Genomic DNA, 16,390 nt, shown 5'->3' with positions numbered 1-16,390 from the left:
GAGCGCCCCGCGAAGGGCGCGGGGAACCGCGCGAACAGCCGCTGCCGGCGGGCAGCCGGGATCGCGCGGTTCCCCATGTGCGCTACCGGATCGGCATTCCCGAAAGCGTCCGCGCGATGACGAGCCGCTGGATCTCGCTCGTCCCCTCGAAGATCGTGTAGATCGCCGCGTCCCGGTGCATCCGCTCCACCGGGTACTCCCGCGTGTACCCGTTCCCGCCCAGGATCTGGATCGCCTGCGCGGTCACCTTCTTCGCGGTCTCGCTGGCGAACAGCTTCGACATCGAGCCCTCGGCCGCCGTGAACTTCTTGCCGTTGATGGCCATCCAGGACGCCCGCCACACCAGCAGCCGCGCCGCGTCGATTGCCGTTCGCATGTCGGCGAGCTGGAACGCGACACCCTGGTTGTCGATGATGGGCCGCCCGAACTGCTCGCGGGACTTGGCGTATTCGAGCGCGATCTCGTACGCGGCCCGAGCGGTGCCCACGGCCATCGCGCCGACGGCCGGCCGGGACGCCTCGAACGTGGCCATCGCCGCGTTCTTCACCCTCCCCCAGCCTTCGGCCGGGGGTACCCCCACGCCGCCGGCGGCCTTCGCCTTCTCGCGGGCGCGCGCCAGCCGTTCGTCCAGCTTCTCCTTGCCGCCGAGCAGGCAGGAGCCGGGCACCCGCACGTTGTCGAGCACGACCTCGGCGGTGTGCGAGGCGCGGATGCCGTGCTTCTTGAACTTCTGCCCCTGCGCGAGGCCCTTGGTGCCCGGCGGAATGATGAAGGAGGCGTGGCCCTTGGAGCCCAGCTCCGGGTCGACGCTGGCGACGACGACATGGACGTTGGCGATGCCGCCGTTGGTCGCCCAGGTCTTCGTGCCGTTGATCACCCACTCGTCCCTGGCCTCGTCGTACACCGCGCGCGTGCGCATGGAGGCCACGTCGGAGCCGGCGTCTGGCTCGGAGGAGCAGAACGCGGCGACCTTGACATCGGTGGCGTCGCCGTACATCTGCGGGATCCAGGTGCCGATCTGCTCCTCGGTGCCGTTGGCGAGCACGCCCACCGCGGCCAGGCCGGTGCCCACGATGGACAGGGCTATCCCCGCGTCGCCCCAGAACAGCTCCTCCATGGCCATCGGGATGCCGAGGCCGGTGGGGTCGAAGTACTGCTGCGCGTAGAAGTCGAGGGAGTAGATGCCGACCTTCGCCGCCTCCTGGATGACCGGCCAGGGGGTCTCCTCGCGCTCGTCCCACTCGGCGGCCGCGGGCCGGATCACCTCGGCGGCGAAGCCATGGAGCCAGTCCCGGACTTCCTTCTGCTCGTCGTTCAGCTCCATGGTGAACTCGGCCATGTCCCCTCCAGCGGCGGTACGATGTGTTACTTGCGGTAACCAGAGTCTGTTACTGACGGGTAGGAAAAGTCAACCTGCGCTGACCTCTCGGTATCCCGTTCGATGTCAGCGGCCCGGTGAGTGCTAGTTTGCGCAGGCGTCACCGAATCAACACGGGTGGGGAGAGAGCACTCATGGACACCACACAGCGGACCGATCAGCAGCGGTCCGCCGACCGCCGCCGGCGCGAGCTGCTGGAGGCCGCCGACCGGGTGGTGCTCCGCGACGGCCCGCAGGCGTCGATGAACGCGATCGCCGCCGAGGCGGGGATCACCAAGCCCATCCTCTACCGGCACTTCGGCGACAAGGGCGGACTCTACGCCGCGCTCGCCAAGCGGCACACCGACGCCCTGCTCTCCTCCCTGCGCGCCGCGCTCGACGCCCCGGCGGACCGGCGCGAGCGGGTGGAGTCCACGCTGGACACCTACCTAGCCGCCATCGAGGCGCGGCCCCAGGTGTACCGGTTCCTGATGCACCCCTCCGAGGGCAGCACCGGCGCCGACCAGGGCTTCGACGTCGGCAAGCACAGCGCCCCGCTGCTGCGGCGGATGGGCGAGGAGCTGGCCCAGGTCATCGAGGAGCGGGTGGACCTCGGCCCCGGCAGCCAGCAGCTCGCGCGGGTGTGGGGGCACGGCATCGTCGGGATGATGCACGCGGCCGGCGACTGGTGGCTCGGCGAACGCCCCTGCTCCCGCGCCGAGTTGGTGCGCTCCCTGGCCGACCTGCTGTGGGGGCGGCTCGCGGCCGCCGGGGACCGGGTGGGCGGGCCGGGGTTCTGAGCCGCCGCTGCCGGCCCCCGCGGGGTCACCGGCTCCAGGAGGCCCGCCCGATCTGCCGCTCCAGCCGGCGCCGCCGCCATCCCGTCACCCGGTCCGCGTAGACCCGGCCCTCCAGGTGGTCGCACTCGTGCTGGAGGCAGCGCGCGAAGAAGCCCGTGCCGTGGACGGTGACGGGCTCGCCGGCGACCGTGAAACCCTCGACCACCGCGTGGTCGTACCGCTCGGTGCCCGCCTCCAGGCCCGGCAGGGACAGGCAGCCCTCGGGGCCGCGCAGCACGATCCCGTCCGCCGCCACCAGCCGCGGGTTCACCACATGTCCGAGATGCCGGACATCGTCGTCGTCCGGGCAGTCGTAGACGAACACCCGCAGCGGCACCCCGATCTGATTCGCGGCCAGGCCCACCCCGCGGGCCGCGTACATCGTGGCGAACAGGTCCTGCACGAGCGCCGCCAGCTCGGGGCCGAAGTCGGTGACGTCCCCGCAGCGTTCGCGCAGAGCGGGGTCGCCGAGCAGGGTGAGGGGCCGGACGCGCCCGTGGACGCCCGGAATGGAACCGTGTCGCATGGCGGCAAGGGTACGGTTCGTTCAGCTCATGCCCGTCGCAGTGGGTGCGGACCGGATTCGGGTGTGCGAATGGATCTCGATAGGCTGAGGGTTCACACCACGTTGCCGGATGGCCCCAGGCGCGGCGCGTACGCAAGGAGGATCGAGAACTGATGGCAGGCAACTCGGACCCGCTCACGCCGCGGGCCAAGCTGGCCGTGACCGCGGGCAAGGCGGTCGCGGCGGCATCGCGGGCCGCCGGACGGGGCAGCGGGTCGGTGATCGGGGGGAAGATCGCGCTGCGGCTCGACCCCGACCTCCTGGCGCGGCTGGCCCAGAACCTGGACGTCGTGCTGGTGTCCGCCACCAACGGCAAGACCACCACCACCCGGCTCATCGCGGAGGCGCTGCGCGCCGCGGGCCCGGTCGTGTCGAACGCGCTCGGCGCCAACATGCCGGCCGGTATCACCTCCGCGCTGGCGGGCGGCTCGGACGCCAAGTTCGGCGTCATAGAGGTCGACGAGAAGTACCTGGCCGGGGTCGCCCGCGACACCGACCCGAAGTGCATCGCGCTGCTGAACCTCTCCCGCGACCAGCTCGACCGCGCCGCCGAGACCCGGATGCTCGCCGAGAACTGGCGCGAGGGCCTGGCCGGCTCCAAGGCGGTCGTCGTCGCCAACTGCGACGACCCGCTGGTGGTGTGGGCCGCCTCCTCGTCCCCGAACGTGGTCTGGGTCGCGGCCGGCCAGATGTGGAAGGACGACGCCTGGTCCTGTCCGTCCTGCGGCGGCGTGATGCAGCGCCCCGGCGACGACTGGTACTGCGGCGAGTGCGGCTTCCGCCGGCCCACGCCCAGCTGGGCGCTGTCCGGGGACCACGTCCTCGACCCGCACGGCTCCGCCTGGCCGATCCACCTCCAGCTGCCGGGCCGCGCCAACAAGGCGAACGCGGCCAGCTCCGCCGCCGTCGCCGCCGTCTTCGGGGTGCCGCCGCAGGTCGCCCTGGAGCGGATGTACCAGGTGCAGGCGGTGGCCGGCCGGTACGACGTCGTGCAGTTCCAGAACCGCGACCTGCGCCTGCTGCTGGCCAAGAACCCGGCCGGCTGGCTGGAGACCTTCTCGCTGATCGACCCGCCGCCCGCCCCGGTGATCCTGTCCGTGAACGCCCGCGGGGCCGACGGCACCGACACCTCCTGGCTGTGGGACGTCGACTACACCCGGCTCACCGGTCACCCGATCTTCGTGCTCGGCGACCGCAAGCTGGACCTCGCGGTGCGTCTGGAGGTCGCGAACCAGCACTTCCAGGTCTGCGAGAGCCTCGACCAGGCCGTGCAGCTGTGCCCACCGGGCCGGATCGAGGTCATCGCGAACTACACCGCGTTCCAGGACCTGCGCCGCCGCGTCGGCAACTGATCTTCGAAGGGCGATCACCTCATGAGCGACAACCAACTGCGGCTGGTGTGGATCTACCCGGATCTGCTGAGCACCTACGGCGACCAGGGCAACGCCCTCGTCGTGGAGCGCCGGGCCCGGCAGCGCGGCCTGGACGTGGCCCGGCTCGACGTGCGCAGCGACCAGCCGATCCCGACCTCCGGTGACATCTACCTGATCGGCGGCGGCGAGGACCGTCCGCAGCGGCTCGCCGCCGAGCGGCTGCGCCGTGACGGGCACCTCCAGCGGGCGGTGCAGAACGGCGCCATCGTCTTCTCCGTGTGCGCCGGCTACCAGATCCTCGGCCACGAGTTCATCAACGACCTCGGCCAGCGCGAGCCGGGCCTCGGCCTGCTCGACGTGGTCTCGGTGCGCGGCGAGGGCGAGCGGTGCGTCGGCGACGTGCTCGCCGACATCGACCCGCAGCTCGGGCTGCCCCCGCTGACCGGCTTCGAGAACCACCAGGGCGTCACCCACCTCGGGCCGACCGCCCGCCCCTTCGCCCGGACCAAGATCGGCCGGGGCAACGGCACCGGGGACGGCACGGAGGGCGCGTACAACGGGACCGTCTTCGGCACGTACATGCACGGGCCGGTCCTCGCCCGCAACCCGCTCATCGCCGACCTGCTGCTGAAGCTGGCGCTCGACGTCAACGCGCTGCCGCCGATCGACGACCGCTGGTACGACGCCCTGCGCGAGGAGCGCATCGCGGCGGCCCAGCAGCCCGCCTAGGCACGGCACGGCCGCACCGGCATCCGGGGTTCGCACAGCCGCGCGCATACGGCTGCACGGGCCCCGGTTCCGGCCGCGCGGGACCCGGCGTAAGCCGCGCGTCAGGGGCCGCTCAGCGCTTTCCGGCAGGATCATGGGCGGGCCCGCCTGACGGCTCGTCCGCTCATCTGGGCGGGCGCGTCCAGCAGGCGGACGCCCACTGCGGAGCCACCCCCTCACGCCGGTAGGGTGACCGGGAATCCGCCGGACAACGTGGTCCGGTCTCCCGGCCCACGTTCGAGAAGGTAATTCGGGCTATGCGCATTGGTGTCCTCACGTCCGGCGGCGACTGCCCCGGTCTGAACGCCGTCATCCGGTCCGTCGTGCACCGTGCGGTCGCCGACCACGGCGACGAGGTCATCGGTTTCCGGGACGGCTGGAAGGGCCTCCTGGAGTGCGACTCCGTGAAGCTCGACCTCGACGCGGTGGGCGGCATCCTGGCCCGCGGCGGCACCATCCTCGGCTCCTCCCGCGTCCGCCCCGAGCACCTGCGCGACGGCGTCGAGCGGGCCAGGGGGCATGTCGCGGAGCTGGGTCTGGACGCGATCATCCCGATCGGCGGCGAGGGCACCCTGAAGGCGGCCCGGCTGCTGTCAGACAACGGGCTGCCCATCGTGGGCGTGCCCAAGACGATCGACAATGACATCGCTGTCACCGATGTCACCTTCGGCTTCGACACCGCCGTGACCGTGGCGACCGAGGCCCTGGACCGGCTGAAGACCACCGCCGAGTCCCACCAGCGGGTGCTGATCGTGGAGGTCATGGGCCGGCACACCGGCTGGATCGCCCTGCACTCCGGCATGGCGGCCGGCGCCCACGCCGTCGTCGTACCGGAACGGCCTTTCGACATCGAGGAGTTGACCCGCAAGGTCGGCGCGCGGTTCGCGGCGGGCAAGCGGTTCGCCATCGTGGTCGCCGCCGAGGGCGCCAAGCCCCGCGCCGGGTCCATGGAGTTCGACGAGGGCGGCACGGACGTCTACGGCCACGAGCGCTTCGCCGGCATCGCCCGTCAGCTCTCCATCGAGCTGGAGCAGCGGCTCGGCAAGGAGGCGCGGCCGGTCATCCTCGGGCATGTGCAGCGCGGCGGCACGCCGACCGCCTACGACAGGGTGCTGGCCACCCGCTTCGGCTGGCACGCCGTGGAGGCGGTGCACCGGGGCGAGTTCGGGATGATGACGGCGCTGCGCGGCACCGACATCGTGATGGTGTCGCTGGCCGAGGCCGTGGAGACCCTGAAGACGGTCCCGGTGGAGCGGTACGACGAGGCGGAGTGCGTGCTCTAGTCCGCCTTTGGTCCGGTCCTGAACTACCCGCCCCCGGTCATCGGCATGATCGGGGGCGGTCCTACTCTTATGGGCGGACAGAAACGTACAACCCCCATGAATCAGGAGCCGCCGCATGGATCACATGGGACACATGGATCACAGCGGGCACGGCATGGTGATGAATCTGCCGCCGTTCACGCTGGGGCGGGGGCTCGCCTTCTCGGCCGAGCCCTTCTTCCTGATCGCCTGCCTGCTCGGGCTCGGCCTGTACGCGTGGGGGGTCGTACGACTGCGCCGGCGCGGCGACGCGTGGCCGGTGGCCCGCACCTTCTCGTACGTCGCGGGCGTGCTCACCATCCTGCTGGTGATGTGCACCAAGCTGAACGACTACGGGATGGTCATGTTCAGCGTGCACATGGTGCAGCACATGATCATCAGCATGCTGTCGCCGATCCTGATCCTGCTCGGCGCCCCGGTCACCCTGGCGCTGCGCGCGCTGCCGACCGCGGCCCGCGGCCGCAAGGGCCCGCGCGAGCTGCTGCTGATGCTGCTGCACAGCCGGTACATGCGGGTCATCACGCACCCGCTGTTCACCATCCCGATGTTCATCGCGAGCCTGTACGTGCTCTACTTCACCCCGCTGTTCGACTTCCTGATGGGCTCGAAGACCGGGCACATCGCGATGATGGTGCACTTCCTCGCGGTCGGTGTCGTCTTCTTCTGGCCGATCATCGGCGTGGATCCGGGCCCGCACCGGCCGGGCCATCTGATGCGGATGCTGGAGCTGTTCGCGGGCATGCCGTTCCACGCCTTCTTCGGCATCGCGCTGATGATGGCGTCGACGCCGATGGTGACCACCTTCCTGCACCCGCCCGCCTCGCTCGGCGTCGACCCCCTCTCCGACCAGAACAGCGCCGGCGGCATCGCCTGGGCGTTCAGCGAGGTGCCGTCCGTACTGGTGCTGATCGCGCTGCTGTTCCAGTGGTACAGCTCCGAGCAGCGGCACGCCAAGCGCAAGGACCGGCAGGCGGACCGGGACGGCGACAAGGAGCTGGCGGACTACAACGCCTACCTGGCGTCGCTGAACACCCGCCAGGGCTGAGCCCGGCCGCGCCCCCAAGCCGGGTCCGGGGTATCCCCTGCGGGCGGCCGGAGGGGCACCATGGTCGGACGGACCAGGAGGAGGGTCTCGCGATGACCGGTTCCAGCCATGGCTCCACGCGCGGTCCCACCCACGGCTTGGCGCACGGCCGCGCCCATGGCTCCCTCAAGGCGATGGGCGCGCTCACGGCCGGCACCCTCGTCGCCGTGACCGCCTACACGGTCGCGCTCGGCGGCGACGGCCGGCTGTGGTTCGGCTGGGTGGTACTGGCACTGCTGACCCTCGCCATGGCCGTCATCCGGGCGTAGCCGCCCCGGCGTCCCGCTCGCCCGGCTGATTACATTGCCCGCATGAGCAGCAGGACCGCGTCCTTCGACGAACTCGACCGCAAGATCATCACCGCCCTGATGGCGAACGCCAGGAGCAGCTTCGCCGAGATCGGGGCGGCGATCGGGCTGTCCGCGACGGCGGTCAAGCGGCGTGTGGACCGGCTGCGCGAGACCGGGGTGATCACCGGGTTCACGGCGACGGTGGAGCCCTCCGCGCTCGGCTGGCGCACGGAGGCGTACGTCGAGGTCTACTGCGAGGGCGCGGCCCCGCCCCGGCGCCTCGCGGAGGTCGTCCGCAACCATCCGGAGATCACGGCGGCCATGACGGTGACCGGCGGCGCGGACGCGCTGCTGCACGTACGGGCGCGGGACGTGGACCACTTCGAGGAGGTGCTGGAGCGGATCCGCACGGTGCCCTTCATCCGGAAGACGATCAGCGTGATGGTGCTCTCCCATCTCCTGCCCGACAGCCCGGAGGCGGGTGCCACCCAGGCGGCCCCCGAATGACCCGGAGATGACCCGCGGACAATGATCGGAAGTATGCGCAGCAGGCCTGCGTGACCGAGCCGGACAACGCAGCGATGATGCAGGTCCACGCAGCTTTCTGCGCTTGTCGCGCGTCCCCGTTCCTTCCTACCGTTGAGTCACCCATCAGTGACAGACGGAAACCGGAGGAAACCCTCTGTGTCCGAAAGCCGTGAATCGCGCCCCCGGCGCTTCCTCGTCTGTGAACCCAGACACTTCGCGGTGCAGTACGCGATCAACCCCTGGATGAACCCCGACCGGCCGGTTGACGTGGATCTGGCGCGCGAGCAGTGGCAGGAGCTGATCCGCACCTATCGCGCCCACGGGCATACCGTCGACGCCGTCGAGCCGGTCCCCGGCCTGCCGGACATGGTGTTCGCGGCCAACGCGGCGTGCGTGGTCGGCGGCCGGGTCTTCGGCTCCCTGTTCCACGCGCCGGAGCGGCGCCCCGAGTCGCTGCACTACGACACCTGGTTCAAGACGGCGGGCTACACCGTCTACCGCCCCGAGTCGGTGTCCGAGGGCGAGGGCGACCTGGTGTGGACGGGCCGGTACATCCTGGCGGGCACCGGGTTCCGCACCACCCGTGAGGCGCACCGCGAGGCGCAGGAATTCCTGGGGCACCCGGTGATCGGCCTGACACTGGTGGATCCGTACTTCTACCATCTGGACACGGCGCTGTTCGTGCTGGACGACGCCAATGTCTGCTACTACCCGGAGGCGTTCTCGCCGGGCAGCCGCGAGGTGCTGCGGCGCCTGTACCCCGACGCGGTGGAGGCCACCCGCGAGGACGCCATGAGCTGGGGCCTGAACTCGGTGTCCGACGGCCGGCACGTGTTCATCGCGCCCCGGGCGGAGGCGCTGTCCGAGCGCCTCGCCGACCACGGTTACGTCCCCGTCCCCGTCGACCTGTCGGAGTTCCACAAGGCCGGCGGTGGCATCAAGTGCTGCACCCAGGAGATCCGCTGATGACCGCACCCGCGCGCACCCGTACGTCCGCCGACCTGATCCGCGCGGAGGAGCCGGTCCTGGCGCACAACTACCACCCGCTCCCGGTGGTCGTGGCACGGGCGGAGGGCACCTGGGTGGAGGACGTGGAGGGCCGCCGCTACCTGGACATGCTCTCCGGGTACTCGGCGCTGAACTTCGGCCACCGCCACCCGGCGCTGATCGAGGCCGCCCACCGCCAGCTGGACCAGCTCACCCTCACCTCGCGGGCGTTCCACAACGACCGGCTCGCCGAGTTCGCCGAACGGCTCGCGGCGCTGACCGGCCTGGACATGGTGCTGCCGATGAACACCGGCGCGGAGGCGGTGGAGAGCGGCATCAAGGTGGCCCGCAAGTGGGCCTACGACGTGAAGGGCGTCCCCGCCGGCCAGGCCACGATCGTGGTCGCGGCGGACAACTTCCACGGCCGTACGACGACGATCGTCAGCTTCTCCACCGACGAGACGGCACGGACGGGCTTCGGCCCCTTCACTCCGGGCTTCAAGGTCGTGCCGTACAACGACCTGGCCGCGCTGGAGGAGGCCGTCGACGAGCACACGGCGGCGGTGCTGATCGAGCCCATCCAGGGCGAGGCCGGAGTGGTCATCCCGGACGACGGCTATCTGACGGGCGTGCGCGAGCTGACCCGGCGCAAGGGCTGTCTGTTCATCGCGGACGAGATCCAGTCGGGCCTCGGGCGTACGGGCCGTACGCTCGCCGTCGACCACGAGGACGTGGTGCCGGACGTGCTGCTGCTCGGCAAGGCGCTGGGCGGCGGCATCGTGCCGGTGTCGGCGGTGGTGGCCCGGCGCGAGGTGCTGGGGGTGCTGCATCCGGGCGAGCACGGCTCGACGTTCGGCGGCAACCCGCTCGCGGCGGCGGTCGGCATCGCGGTGCTCGAACTGCTGGAGACCGGTGAGTTCCAGCGGCGGGCCGCCGAGCTGGGCGTGATCCTGCGGGACGGGCTGACCGAGCTGGTGGGCAAGGGCGTGCTGGGCTTCCGCGCCCGCGGTCTGTGGGCGGGCGTGGACATCGACCCGGCGATCGGCACCGGGCGGGAGATCAGCGAGCGCCTGATGCGGGAGGGGATCCTGGCGAAGGACACCCATGGCTCCACGATCCGCCTGGCACCGCCGCTGACGATCACGGCGGAGGAACTGCGCTCCGCGCTCGGGACGCTGAAGCGCGTGCTGGGCTGAGAACCGGGGCTGGGCTGAGGACCGGTGGTGGCTGAGGACCGGGGCTGGGCTGAGGACCGGTGGTGGCTGAGGACCGGGGCTGGGCTGAGGGTCGCTCAGGGCTCCTCCGGGGATGGTCAGGGGCTCTCCATCCGTGGGTGGAGAGCCCTCCATCGACCCGTGGGTGCTGGTGAGCGGTGGGGTGCGGGGCGCAGCCTTGAGGCATGAATTCGCTGCGTCCGGCACTCGTTGCCCTCACCAGTGTCTGCTTCCTGGTCTTCGCGGCCGCCTGGCTGTTCGGTGCCGCCTACTTCGGCATCAGAGCCCACGGCGGCGTCCGCGGCTGGCTGCGCGCCTCCCGCACCTCGGCGTCACGCCGGGCCCTGCTGATCGCGGGCGTGGCCGTGTTCCTCGTGGTGGTCCGGCACACGCGGGGCTTCTGGGAACACCTCCAGTTCTGGCAGCCCGAACTGGCGCTGCTCGGCGCCCTGCTCGCCCTCGTCTCCACCGCCCTGCTGCTGTGGGCCCGCTGGGTGCTGGGCACGATGTGGGACAGCGTCCCCTCGCTCCAGGAACACCACGAGCTGCGCACGGACGGCCCCTACCGACTGGTCCGCCACCCCATCTACACCGGCATCATCGGCCTGGTCACCGGCGCGATGCTGGCCGGCGGCTTCGGCGCCTGGACGGCCTTCCTGGTCGCCGGGATCCCCTGGCTGCTGCTCCGGGTCCGGGCCGAGGACGCCCTGATGGCGGGCGAGTTCGGCGCCGCGTACGACGCCTACCGGTCACGGGTCCCGGCGCTCATACCCCGGCTGCGCCCCACCACCCCCGGCCCGCACCCACGGGGCGCCGGCGGCGAGCGGCCCTAGCGTCTCTCGTTCGGCTCATACCGGGCGATCGCGTCAAGCTCTCCGGTCCGGTTGCCTCCAGGCGCAAGTGGCAGCACGCTGTCCTCGCGGCCGAGCCGAGCCGCCGGAGTGAGGAGCGACCCCCTTGTTCTACTACCTGCTGAAGTACGTGCTGCTGGGTCCCCTGCTCAGACTGGTCTTCCGGCCCCGGATCGAGGGCCTGGAGAACGTGCCGGCGGAGGGGCCGGCGATCGTCGCCGGAAACCATCTCTCGTTCTCCGACCACTTCCTGATGCCGGCGATCCTCAAGCGCCGCATCACCTTCCTCGCCAAGGCCGAGTACTTCACCGGACCGGGCATCAAGGGCCGGCTCACCGCGTTCTTCTTCCGCGGCGCCGGACAGATCCCGGTGGACCGCTCGGGCAAGGAGGCGGGTCAGGCCGCGATCCGCGAGGGCCTCGGGGTGCTGCGCAAGAGCGAACTGCTCGGCATCTACCCGGAGGGCACGCGCTCGCACGACGGCCGGCTGTACAAGGGCAAGGTCGGGGTCGCCGTAATGGCCCTGACGGCGGGCGTCCCAGTGATCCCCTGCGCCATGATCGGCACTTTCGAGGCCCAGCCGCCCGGCAAGGCCCTCCCCCGCGTCCGCCCCGTCACCATCCGCTTCGGCAAGCCCCTCGACTTCTCCCGCTACGCGGGCATGGAGCAGCAGAAGGCGATCCTGCGGGCCGTCACCGACGAGATCATGTACGCCATCCTGACCCTGTCCGAGCAGGAGTACGTCGACCAGTACGCGGCCGTGGCGAAGGCCCAGCAGCCACCGGGGAGGAGGGCGAGGGACCGCGGATTTCCGAAGGCACCGCTCGGCTGAGATCCACCCTCCGCCCTCGTCCTCCGTCCGCCGCCCCTCGTCCCTCCGTCCGCCGCCCCGCACCCCTCCTTCCTCACCCGAGTAGGGCCAGCCCCTCGTCCAGCACCCGGCGCAGTCGCAGCGCGTCCGGGGCGAGGGCGGTGACCAGGGCGGCCGGGCCGGGCAGCGGCATCAGGGCGGCGCGGTCGCCCAGCATGCGGGGCGCGGGCGGCTGCTCGGCGAACTCCGGGCGGACCACGAGGAGCTGGCCCACCGCCCGGTGGCCCGCGAGGGTGGCGGGGCCGTCCCAGCCGCCGGGGGCGCCGGGGCCGCAGGACAGCTGCTGGTCCAGGACCGTGCGGCCGGCGACGCGCAGGGTGAGGCGGGTGGCGAGCAGGCCCGGCCGCTCCCCGGCCCGGCCGAGCACCTGTTCCTCGCGGAGCACCAGCCGGGCACCGGCGGCGAGTTCGGCCAGGTTGGTGACGCGCAGGTCGCTGCCGGCGGCCGAGATCAACTGCTCGGGCAGCCAGTGCAGTTCGGCGCCGTCGGCCACGTCGAGCCGGACGTCGTAGCGGGCCTCGCCGGGGGTCTGGCCCGGCAGGGCGAGGGTGGCGGCGGCGGAGCCGACATGCAGCCGGGCGCCTCGCTCCGCTCGGGCGGTGAGGGCGAACCGGTCGCCGCCGAGGGGGCCGCTCATCGCACCGACGACCATCACCCGTGCCTCGGCCCCGCTCCCCCGCGTGCGGCGCAGCGCCAGCGGTCCCGAGCCGTCCAGCACGGGCAGCGCGGTACCGCCCCGGCCGTCGGCGCGGGCCACGATCCGGGCGTCGGCGCGGACCCGTGCGGGCGCCGTGCCGGGGCCGCCGGGGCGGATGCCGGTGAGGGTCCCGTTCCGGGGGGCGGTCGGGGCGCCGATGAGGGTCATGCCGTCCACGCGGCGAGCCGCTCGCGGACCCAGGCGGCCACGTCGGCGACGCCCGTGGTGCCGCGCAGGGACTGGAGGACGACGGGGAGTTCGGCGCGCTGGGCCTTGGCGTCGGCGGCCATCCGGGCGAGGTCGGAGCCGACGTAGGGGGCGAGGTCGGTCTTGTTGACGACCAGCAGGTCGGCGGTGGTGACGCCGGGGCCGCCCTTGCGCGGGATGTCGTCGCCGCCGGCCACGTCGATGACGAAGATCTGCGCGTCCACCAGCCCCTTGGAGAAGGTCGCGGTGAGGTTGTCGCCGCCGGATTCCACCAGGATCAGGTCCAGCGGGCCGACGCTCTCCTCCAGGTCCTCGACGGCCTCCAGGTTGGCGGAGATGTCGTCCCGGATCGCGGTGTGCGGGCAGGCGCCCGTCTCGACGGCGGTGATCCGCTCGGGCGGCAGCACCGCCTCGCGCAGCAGGAACTCGGCGTCCTCACGGGTGTAGATGTCGTTGGTGACGACGGCGAGGGACAGCTCGTCCCGCAGTTCCCGGCAGAGTGCGGCCACGGTGGCGGTCTTCCCCGATCCCACGGGTCCGCCGAGCCCGATGCGCAGGGCGCGGCGGGTTCCGTCCGGGCGGTGGGCGTCGGCGCTCACGGCGGCGGGGCCGTGGTGGGAGTGGTCGAGGTGCATGGACGGCTCCTGGGGGCGGGGGGCTTGTTCACAGGGGGTGGTGCGGGAGGGTCGTACGCCGGACGGGTGACGGGGCGGGTCAGGACGCGAAGAGCCGGGCCGGCCATGCGGCGTGGGCCTCGGCAAGGATCTCCAGCAGCGGCCCGGACGCCGCCGGCAGCGCGTGGGGGCCTTCCGCCGCCGCTCTGCCCGCCGCGTCCACCGCCGTCCGCGCGACCGCGTCCAGCTCCGGTGCCAGCCGGGCCAGTACTCCGGTCGCGTCGAAGGGGTCGAGGCTGAGCAGTCGTACGGTCGCCGTGGCCGGTCCGCTCACGCTCTCGTACAGGGCGCAGTACGCCGCGTCCGTGGGTCCGAGCCCGGCCGCGCGGGCGGCGAGTCCGAGGACCACGGGCTGGTGGGCGCCCTTGGGGAACCACCGGGCGAGCTGGTCGAGTTCGGCGCACGGCCAGCTCGCCCGCGCGGCCCGCAGCAGCTGGCGGCCGAGCCGGCGGGCGGCGAGCCGGAGCGCCGGGGAGGGCGTACGGGCGTCGGCCGCCGCGTCCAGTTCACGGGGGTCCAGACCGAGTGCGGCGGCCGCCGCGAGGGCGCCCGCGACCAGTCCGGCCGTGTGCAGCCGGCCCCGGCAGAAGTCCTCCAGGTCGGCGGCGCAGGTGATGCGCCCCGCCTTGACGGCGGCCTCGGCCCCGCCGGAGTGGGCGTGCCCTCCGGCGGGGAAGCGACCGTCGGCCAGGACGAGCAGTGCCGCGCGTGTCATCACGGTGCCGTCGACCGTCAGAAGAGGAAGTAGCGCTGGGCCATGGGCAGTTCGGCAGCCGGGGTCGCCTCGACCAGGTCGCCGTCGATGTGCACGGCGAAGCTGTCGGGGTCGATCCGGACGTCGGGGCGGGCGTCGTTCTCCCGCATGTCGGCCTTGGTGACCGCGCGCGTGGAGTCGATCGCCACGAACCGTTTGCCGAGCCCGAGCCGCTCCGGCAGCCCGTCCTCCAGGGCGAGGGAGGAGACGAAGTTGACGGAGTTGGCGGCCGGGGCGCGGCCGATCGCGCCGTACATCGGGCGGGGCAGGATCGGCTGCGGGGTGGGGATGGAGGCGTTGGCGTCGCCCATCTGCGCGTAGGCGATCTGGCCGCCCTTGAGTACGAGGAGCGGCTTCACCCCGAAGAACGCGGGCTCCCACAGCACCAGGTCGGCGAGCTTGCCCTGCTCCACGGAGCCGGTCTCGGTGGCGAGGCCCTGGGCGAGCGCCGGGTTGATCGTGTACTTGGCGACGTAGCGCCGTACCCGGTGGTTGTCCGCGCGGCCGTCACCGGGCAGGGCGCCCCGGCGCCGCTTCATGACGTGGGCGGTCTGCCAGGTCCGCAGGATCACCTCGCCGACCCGGCCCATGGCCTGGGAGTCGGAGGAGATGATCGAGATGGCGCCGAGGTCGTGGAGGATGTCCTCGGCGCCGATGGTGGAGGGCCGGATCCGGGACTCGGCGAAGGCGAGGTCCTCGGGGACGGCCGGGTTGAGGTGGTGGCAGACCATCAGCATGTCGAGGTGTTCCTCGGCGGTGTTGACGGTGAACGGCCGGGTCGGGTTGGTGGAACTGGGCAGCACGTTGGGCTGCGAGACCACGGTCATGATGTCGGGCGCGTGCCCGCCGCCCGCGCCCTCGGTGTGGTACGAGTGGATGCCCCGGCCCCGGATCGCGGCGAGGGTGTCGCCGACGAACCCGGCCTCGTTCAGGGTGTCGGTGTGGATGGCGACCTGGATGCCGGTGCGGTCGGCGACGGTGAGCGCGGCGTCGATGACGGCGGGGGTGGAGCCCCAGTCCTCGTGCAGCTTCAGGCCGACGGCGCCACCGCGGATCTGGGACAGCATCGCCTCGTGACTGACGGTGTTGCCCTTGCCGAGGAAGCCGATGTTCAGGGGGTAGGACTCCATCGCCTCCAGCATCCGGGCGAGGTGCCAGGGGCCGGGCGTGACGGTGGTCGCCTTGGAGCCCTCGGCGGGGCCGGTGCCGCCGCCGACCAGGGTGGTGATGCCGGAGGCCAGCGCCTCGTCGGCGACCTGGGGGCAGATGAAGTGGACGTGCGCGTCGATGGCGCCGGCCGTGAGGATCCGGCCGTTGCCCGCGATGATCTCGGTCTCGGGGCCGATCACCAGTTCGGGGTGGACACCGCCCATGGTGTCGGGGTTGCCGGCCTTGCCGAGGGCGGTGATACGGCCGTCGCGGATGCCGACATCGGCCTTGACGATGCCCCAGTGGTCCACCACCACGGCCCCGGTGATCACGGTGTCGGGGGTGCCCTCGGCGCGGGTGGCACGGGACTGGCCCATGGACTCGCGGATGACCTTGCCGCCGCCGAAGACCGCCTCGTCCCCGGAGCTGCCGGGCCCGCCGGAGCGGTCCTCCTCGATCTCGATCAGCAGATCGGTGTCGGCGAGCCGGATGCGGTCGCCGGTGGTGGGTCCGAACAGGTCGGCGTAGGCGGCACGGGAGATCTCAGGCATCGAGGGCACCCCCGGTCTCGCCGCGCAGCCCCGGCACGATCCGGGCGCCGGTGAGGGGGACGAGTTCGACCTCGACGGGGATGCCGGGCTCGAAGCGCACAGCGGTGCCGGCGGCGATGTTCAGCCGCCTGCCGTGCGCGGCGGCGCGGTCGAACTCCAGGCCGGGGTTGGCCTCGGCGAAGTGGTAGTGGGAGCCGACCTGGACGGGCCGGTCGGCGGCGTTGAGGACGGTGAGCCGGGTGCCGGCCCGGCCCTCGTTGACGCGCACGGGGGCGTCCGCGAACAGGATCTCTCCGGGAATCATCGCGG

The 16,390-nt window shown here is 72.2% G+C and carries 18 protein-coding genes; 11 read left to right on the top strand and 7 right to left on the bottom strand.

From position 1 onward, the window contains the following. Positions 1–82 precede the first annotated feature (82 nt). Positions 83–1,339, bottom strand: a complete 1,257-nt coding sequence (locus tag AC069R_RS14730; RefSeq protein WP_478767183.1) for an acyl-CoA dehydrogenase family protein — start codon at positions 1,337–1,339, stop codon at positions 83–85. A 173-nt stretch (positions 1,340–1,512) separates the two neighbouring features. Between AC069R_RS14730 and AC069R_RS14725 the strand changes: the two genes are divergently transcribed. Continuing rightward, a complete protein-coding gene (locus AC069R_RS14725; protein WP_397987433.1) occupies positions 1,513–2,157 on the top strand; it encodes a TetR/AcrR family transcriptional regulator in 645 nt (214 codons plus the stop codon). A 25-nt stretch (positions 2,158–2,182) separates the two neighbouring features. Here AC069R_RS14725 and def read toward each other — a convergent pair whose 3' ends face one another. Next, positions 2,183–2,722, bottom strand: a complete 540-nt coding sequence (def, locus tag AC069R_RS14720) for a peptide deformylase (protein WP_478767182.1) — start codon at positions 2,720–2,722, stop codon at positions 2,183–2,185. A gap of 152 nt (positions 2,723–2,874) precedes the next feature. On the opposite strand from def, the gene AC069R_RS14715 reads away from it, so the two are divergent. The 10 genes from AC069R_RS14715 to AC069R_RS14670 all read left to right on the top strand — a co-directional run bounded on the left by AC069R_RS14715 (position 2,875) and on the right by AC069R_RS14670 (position 12,010). Beyond that, positions 2,875–4,113 carry a MurT ligase domain-containing protein gene (locus tag AC069R_RS14715; protein WP_478767181.1) on the top strand — a complete coding sequence of 413 codons (1,239 nt, stop codon included), beginning with the start codon at positions 2,875–2,877 and terminating at the stop codon, positions 4,111–4,113. 21 nt (positions 4,114–4,134) lie between these two features. Then, entirely contained in the window at positions 4,135–4,863 is a 729-nt protein-coding gene (locus tag AC069R_RS14710; protein ID WP_070028154.1) for a type 1 glutamine amidotransferase, read from the top strand. A gap of 296 nt (positions 4,864–5,159) precedes the next feature. After that, positions 5,160–6,185: a 6-phosphofructokinase gene (locus tag AC069R_RS14705; protein WP_471060125.1), complete on the top strand. Its 1,026-nt coding sequence runs from the start codon at positions 5,160–5,162 to the stop codon at positions 6,183–6,185. 133 nt (positions 6,186–6,318) lie between these two features. Continuing rightward, the gene (locus tag AC069R_RS14700; RefSeq protein WP_478767252.1) at positions 6,319–7,269 is read left to right on the top strand and encodes a cytochrome c oxidase assembly protein; all 951 of its coding nucleotides are present in this window, start codon (positions 6,319–6,321) and stop codon (positions 7,267–7,269) included. 92 nt (positions 7,270–7,361) lie between these two features. Continuing rightward, positions 7,362–7,577 carry a hypothetical protein gene (locus tag AC069R_RS14695; protein ID WP_478767254.1) on the top strand — a complete coding sequence of 72 codons (216 nt, stop codon included), beginning with the start codon at positions 7,362–7,364 and terminating at the stop codon, positions 7,575–7,577. Between the two features lie 42 nt (positions 7,578–7,619). Further along, the gene (locus AC069R_RS14690; RefSeq protein WP_471060120.1) at positions 7,620–8,105 is read left to right on the top strand and encodes an Lrp/AsnC family transcriptional regulator; all 486 of its coding nucleotides are present in this window, start codon (positions 7,620–7,622) and stop codon (positions 8,103–8,105) included. A gap of 177 nt (positions 8,106–8,282) precedes the next feature. Beyond that, complete coding sequence (gene ddaH / locus AC069R_RS14685) at positions 8,283–9,092, top strand: dimethylargininase (protein WP_478767180.1); 810 nt, start codon at positions 8,283–8,285, stop codon at positions 9,090–9,092. Further along, entirely contained in the window at positions 9,092–10,309 is a 1,218-nt protein-coding gene (gene rocD / locus AC069R_RS14680) for an ornithine--oxo-acid transaminase (RefSeq protein ID WP_478767179.1), read from the top strand. The genes ddaH and rocD overlap by 1 nt, the downstream gene beginning before the upstream one ends. Before the next feature lie 203 nt (positions 10,310–10,512). Next, entirely contained in the window at positions 10,513–11,160 is a 648-nt protein-coding gene (locus AC069R_RS14675) for a methyltransferase family protein (protein ID WP_478767178.1), read from the top strand. A gap of 124 nt (positions 11,161–11,284) precedes the next feature. Beyond that, a complete protein-coding gene (locus AC069R_RS14670; RefSeq protein ID WP_478767177.1) occupies positions 11,285–12,010 on the top strand; it encodes a lysophospholipid acyltransferase family protein in 726 nt (241 codons plus the stop codon). Between the two features lie 73 nt (positions 12,011–12,083). Here AC069R_RS14670 and AC069R_RS14665 read toward each other — a convergent pair whose 3' ends face one another. The 5 genes from AC069R_RS14665 to AC069R_RS14645 form a co-directional block, all read right to left on the bottom strand. Beyond that, positions 12,084–12,914: an urease accessory protein UreD gene (locus AC069R_RS14665; RefSeq protein ID WP_478767251.1), complete on the bottom strand. Its 831-nt coding sequence runs from the start codon at positions 12,912–12,914 to the stop codon at positions 12,084–12,086. Then, positions 12,911–13,588, bottom strand: coding sequence for an urease accessory protein UreG (gene ureG, locus AC069R_RS14660; protein ID WP_397987423.1), 678 nt, complete (start codon positions 13,586–13,588; stop codon positions 12,911–12,913). Before ureG ends, AC069R_RS14665 begins: the two co-directional genes overlap by 4 nt. A gap of 79 nt (positions 13,589–13,667) precedes the next feature. Next, positions 13,668–14,342 carry an urease accessory protein UreF gene (locus AC069R_RS14655; protein ID WP_478767176.1) on the bottom strand — a complete coding sequence of 225 codons (675 nt, stop codon included), beginning with the start codon at positions 14,340–14,342 and terminating at the stop codon, positions 13,668–13,670. 17 nt (positions 14,343–14,359) lie between these two features. Continuing rightward, positions 14,360–16,081, bottom strand: a complete 1,722-nt coding sequence (locus AC069R_RS14650; protein WP_478767175.1) for an urease subunit alpha — start codon at positions 16,079–16,081, stop codon at positions 14,360–14,362. Then, a complete protein-coding gene (locus AC069R_RS14645) occupies positions 16,074–16,385 on the bottom strand; it encodes an urease subunit beta (protein WP_478767174.1) in 312 nt (103 codons plus the stop codon). Before AC069R_RS14645 ends, AC069R_RS14650 begins: the two co-directional genes overlap by 8 nt. Positions 16,386–16,390: the final 5 nt, after the last annotated feature.

The organism is Streptomyces sp. NPDC043952, assembly GCF_056435325.1.
This window is presented reverse-complemented; position numbering and strand designations above follow the sequence as displayed.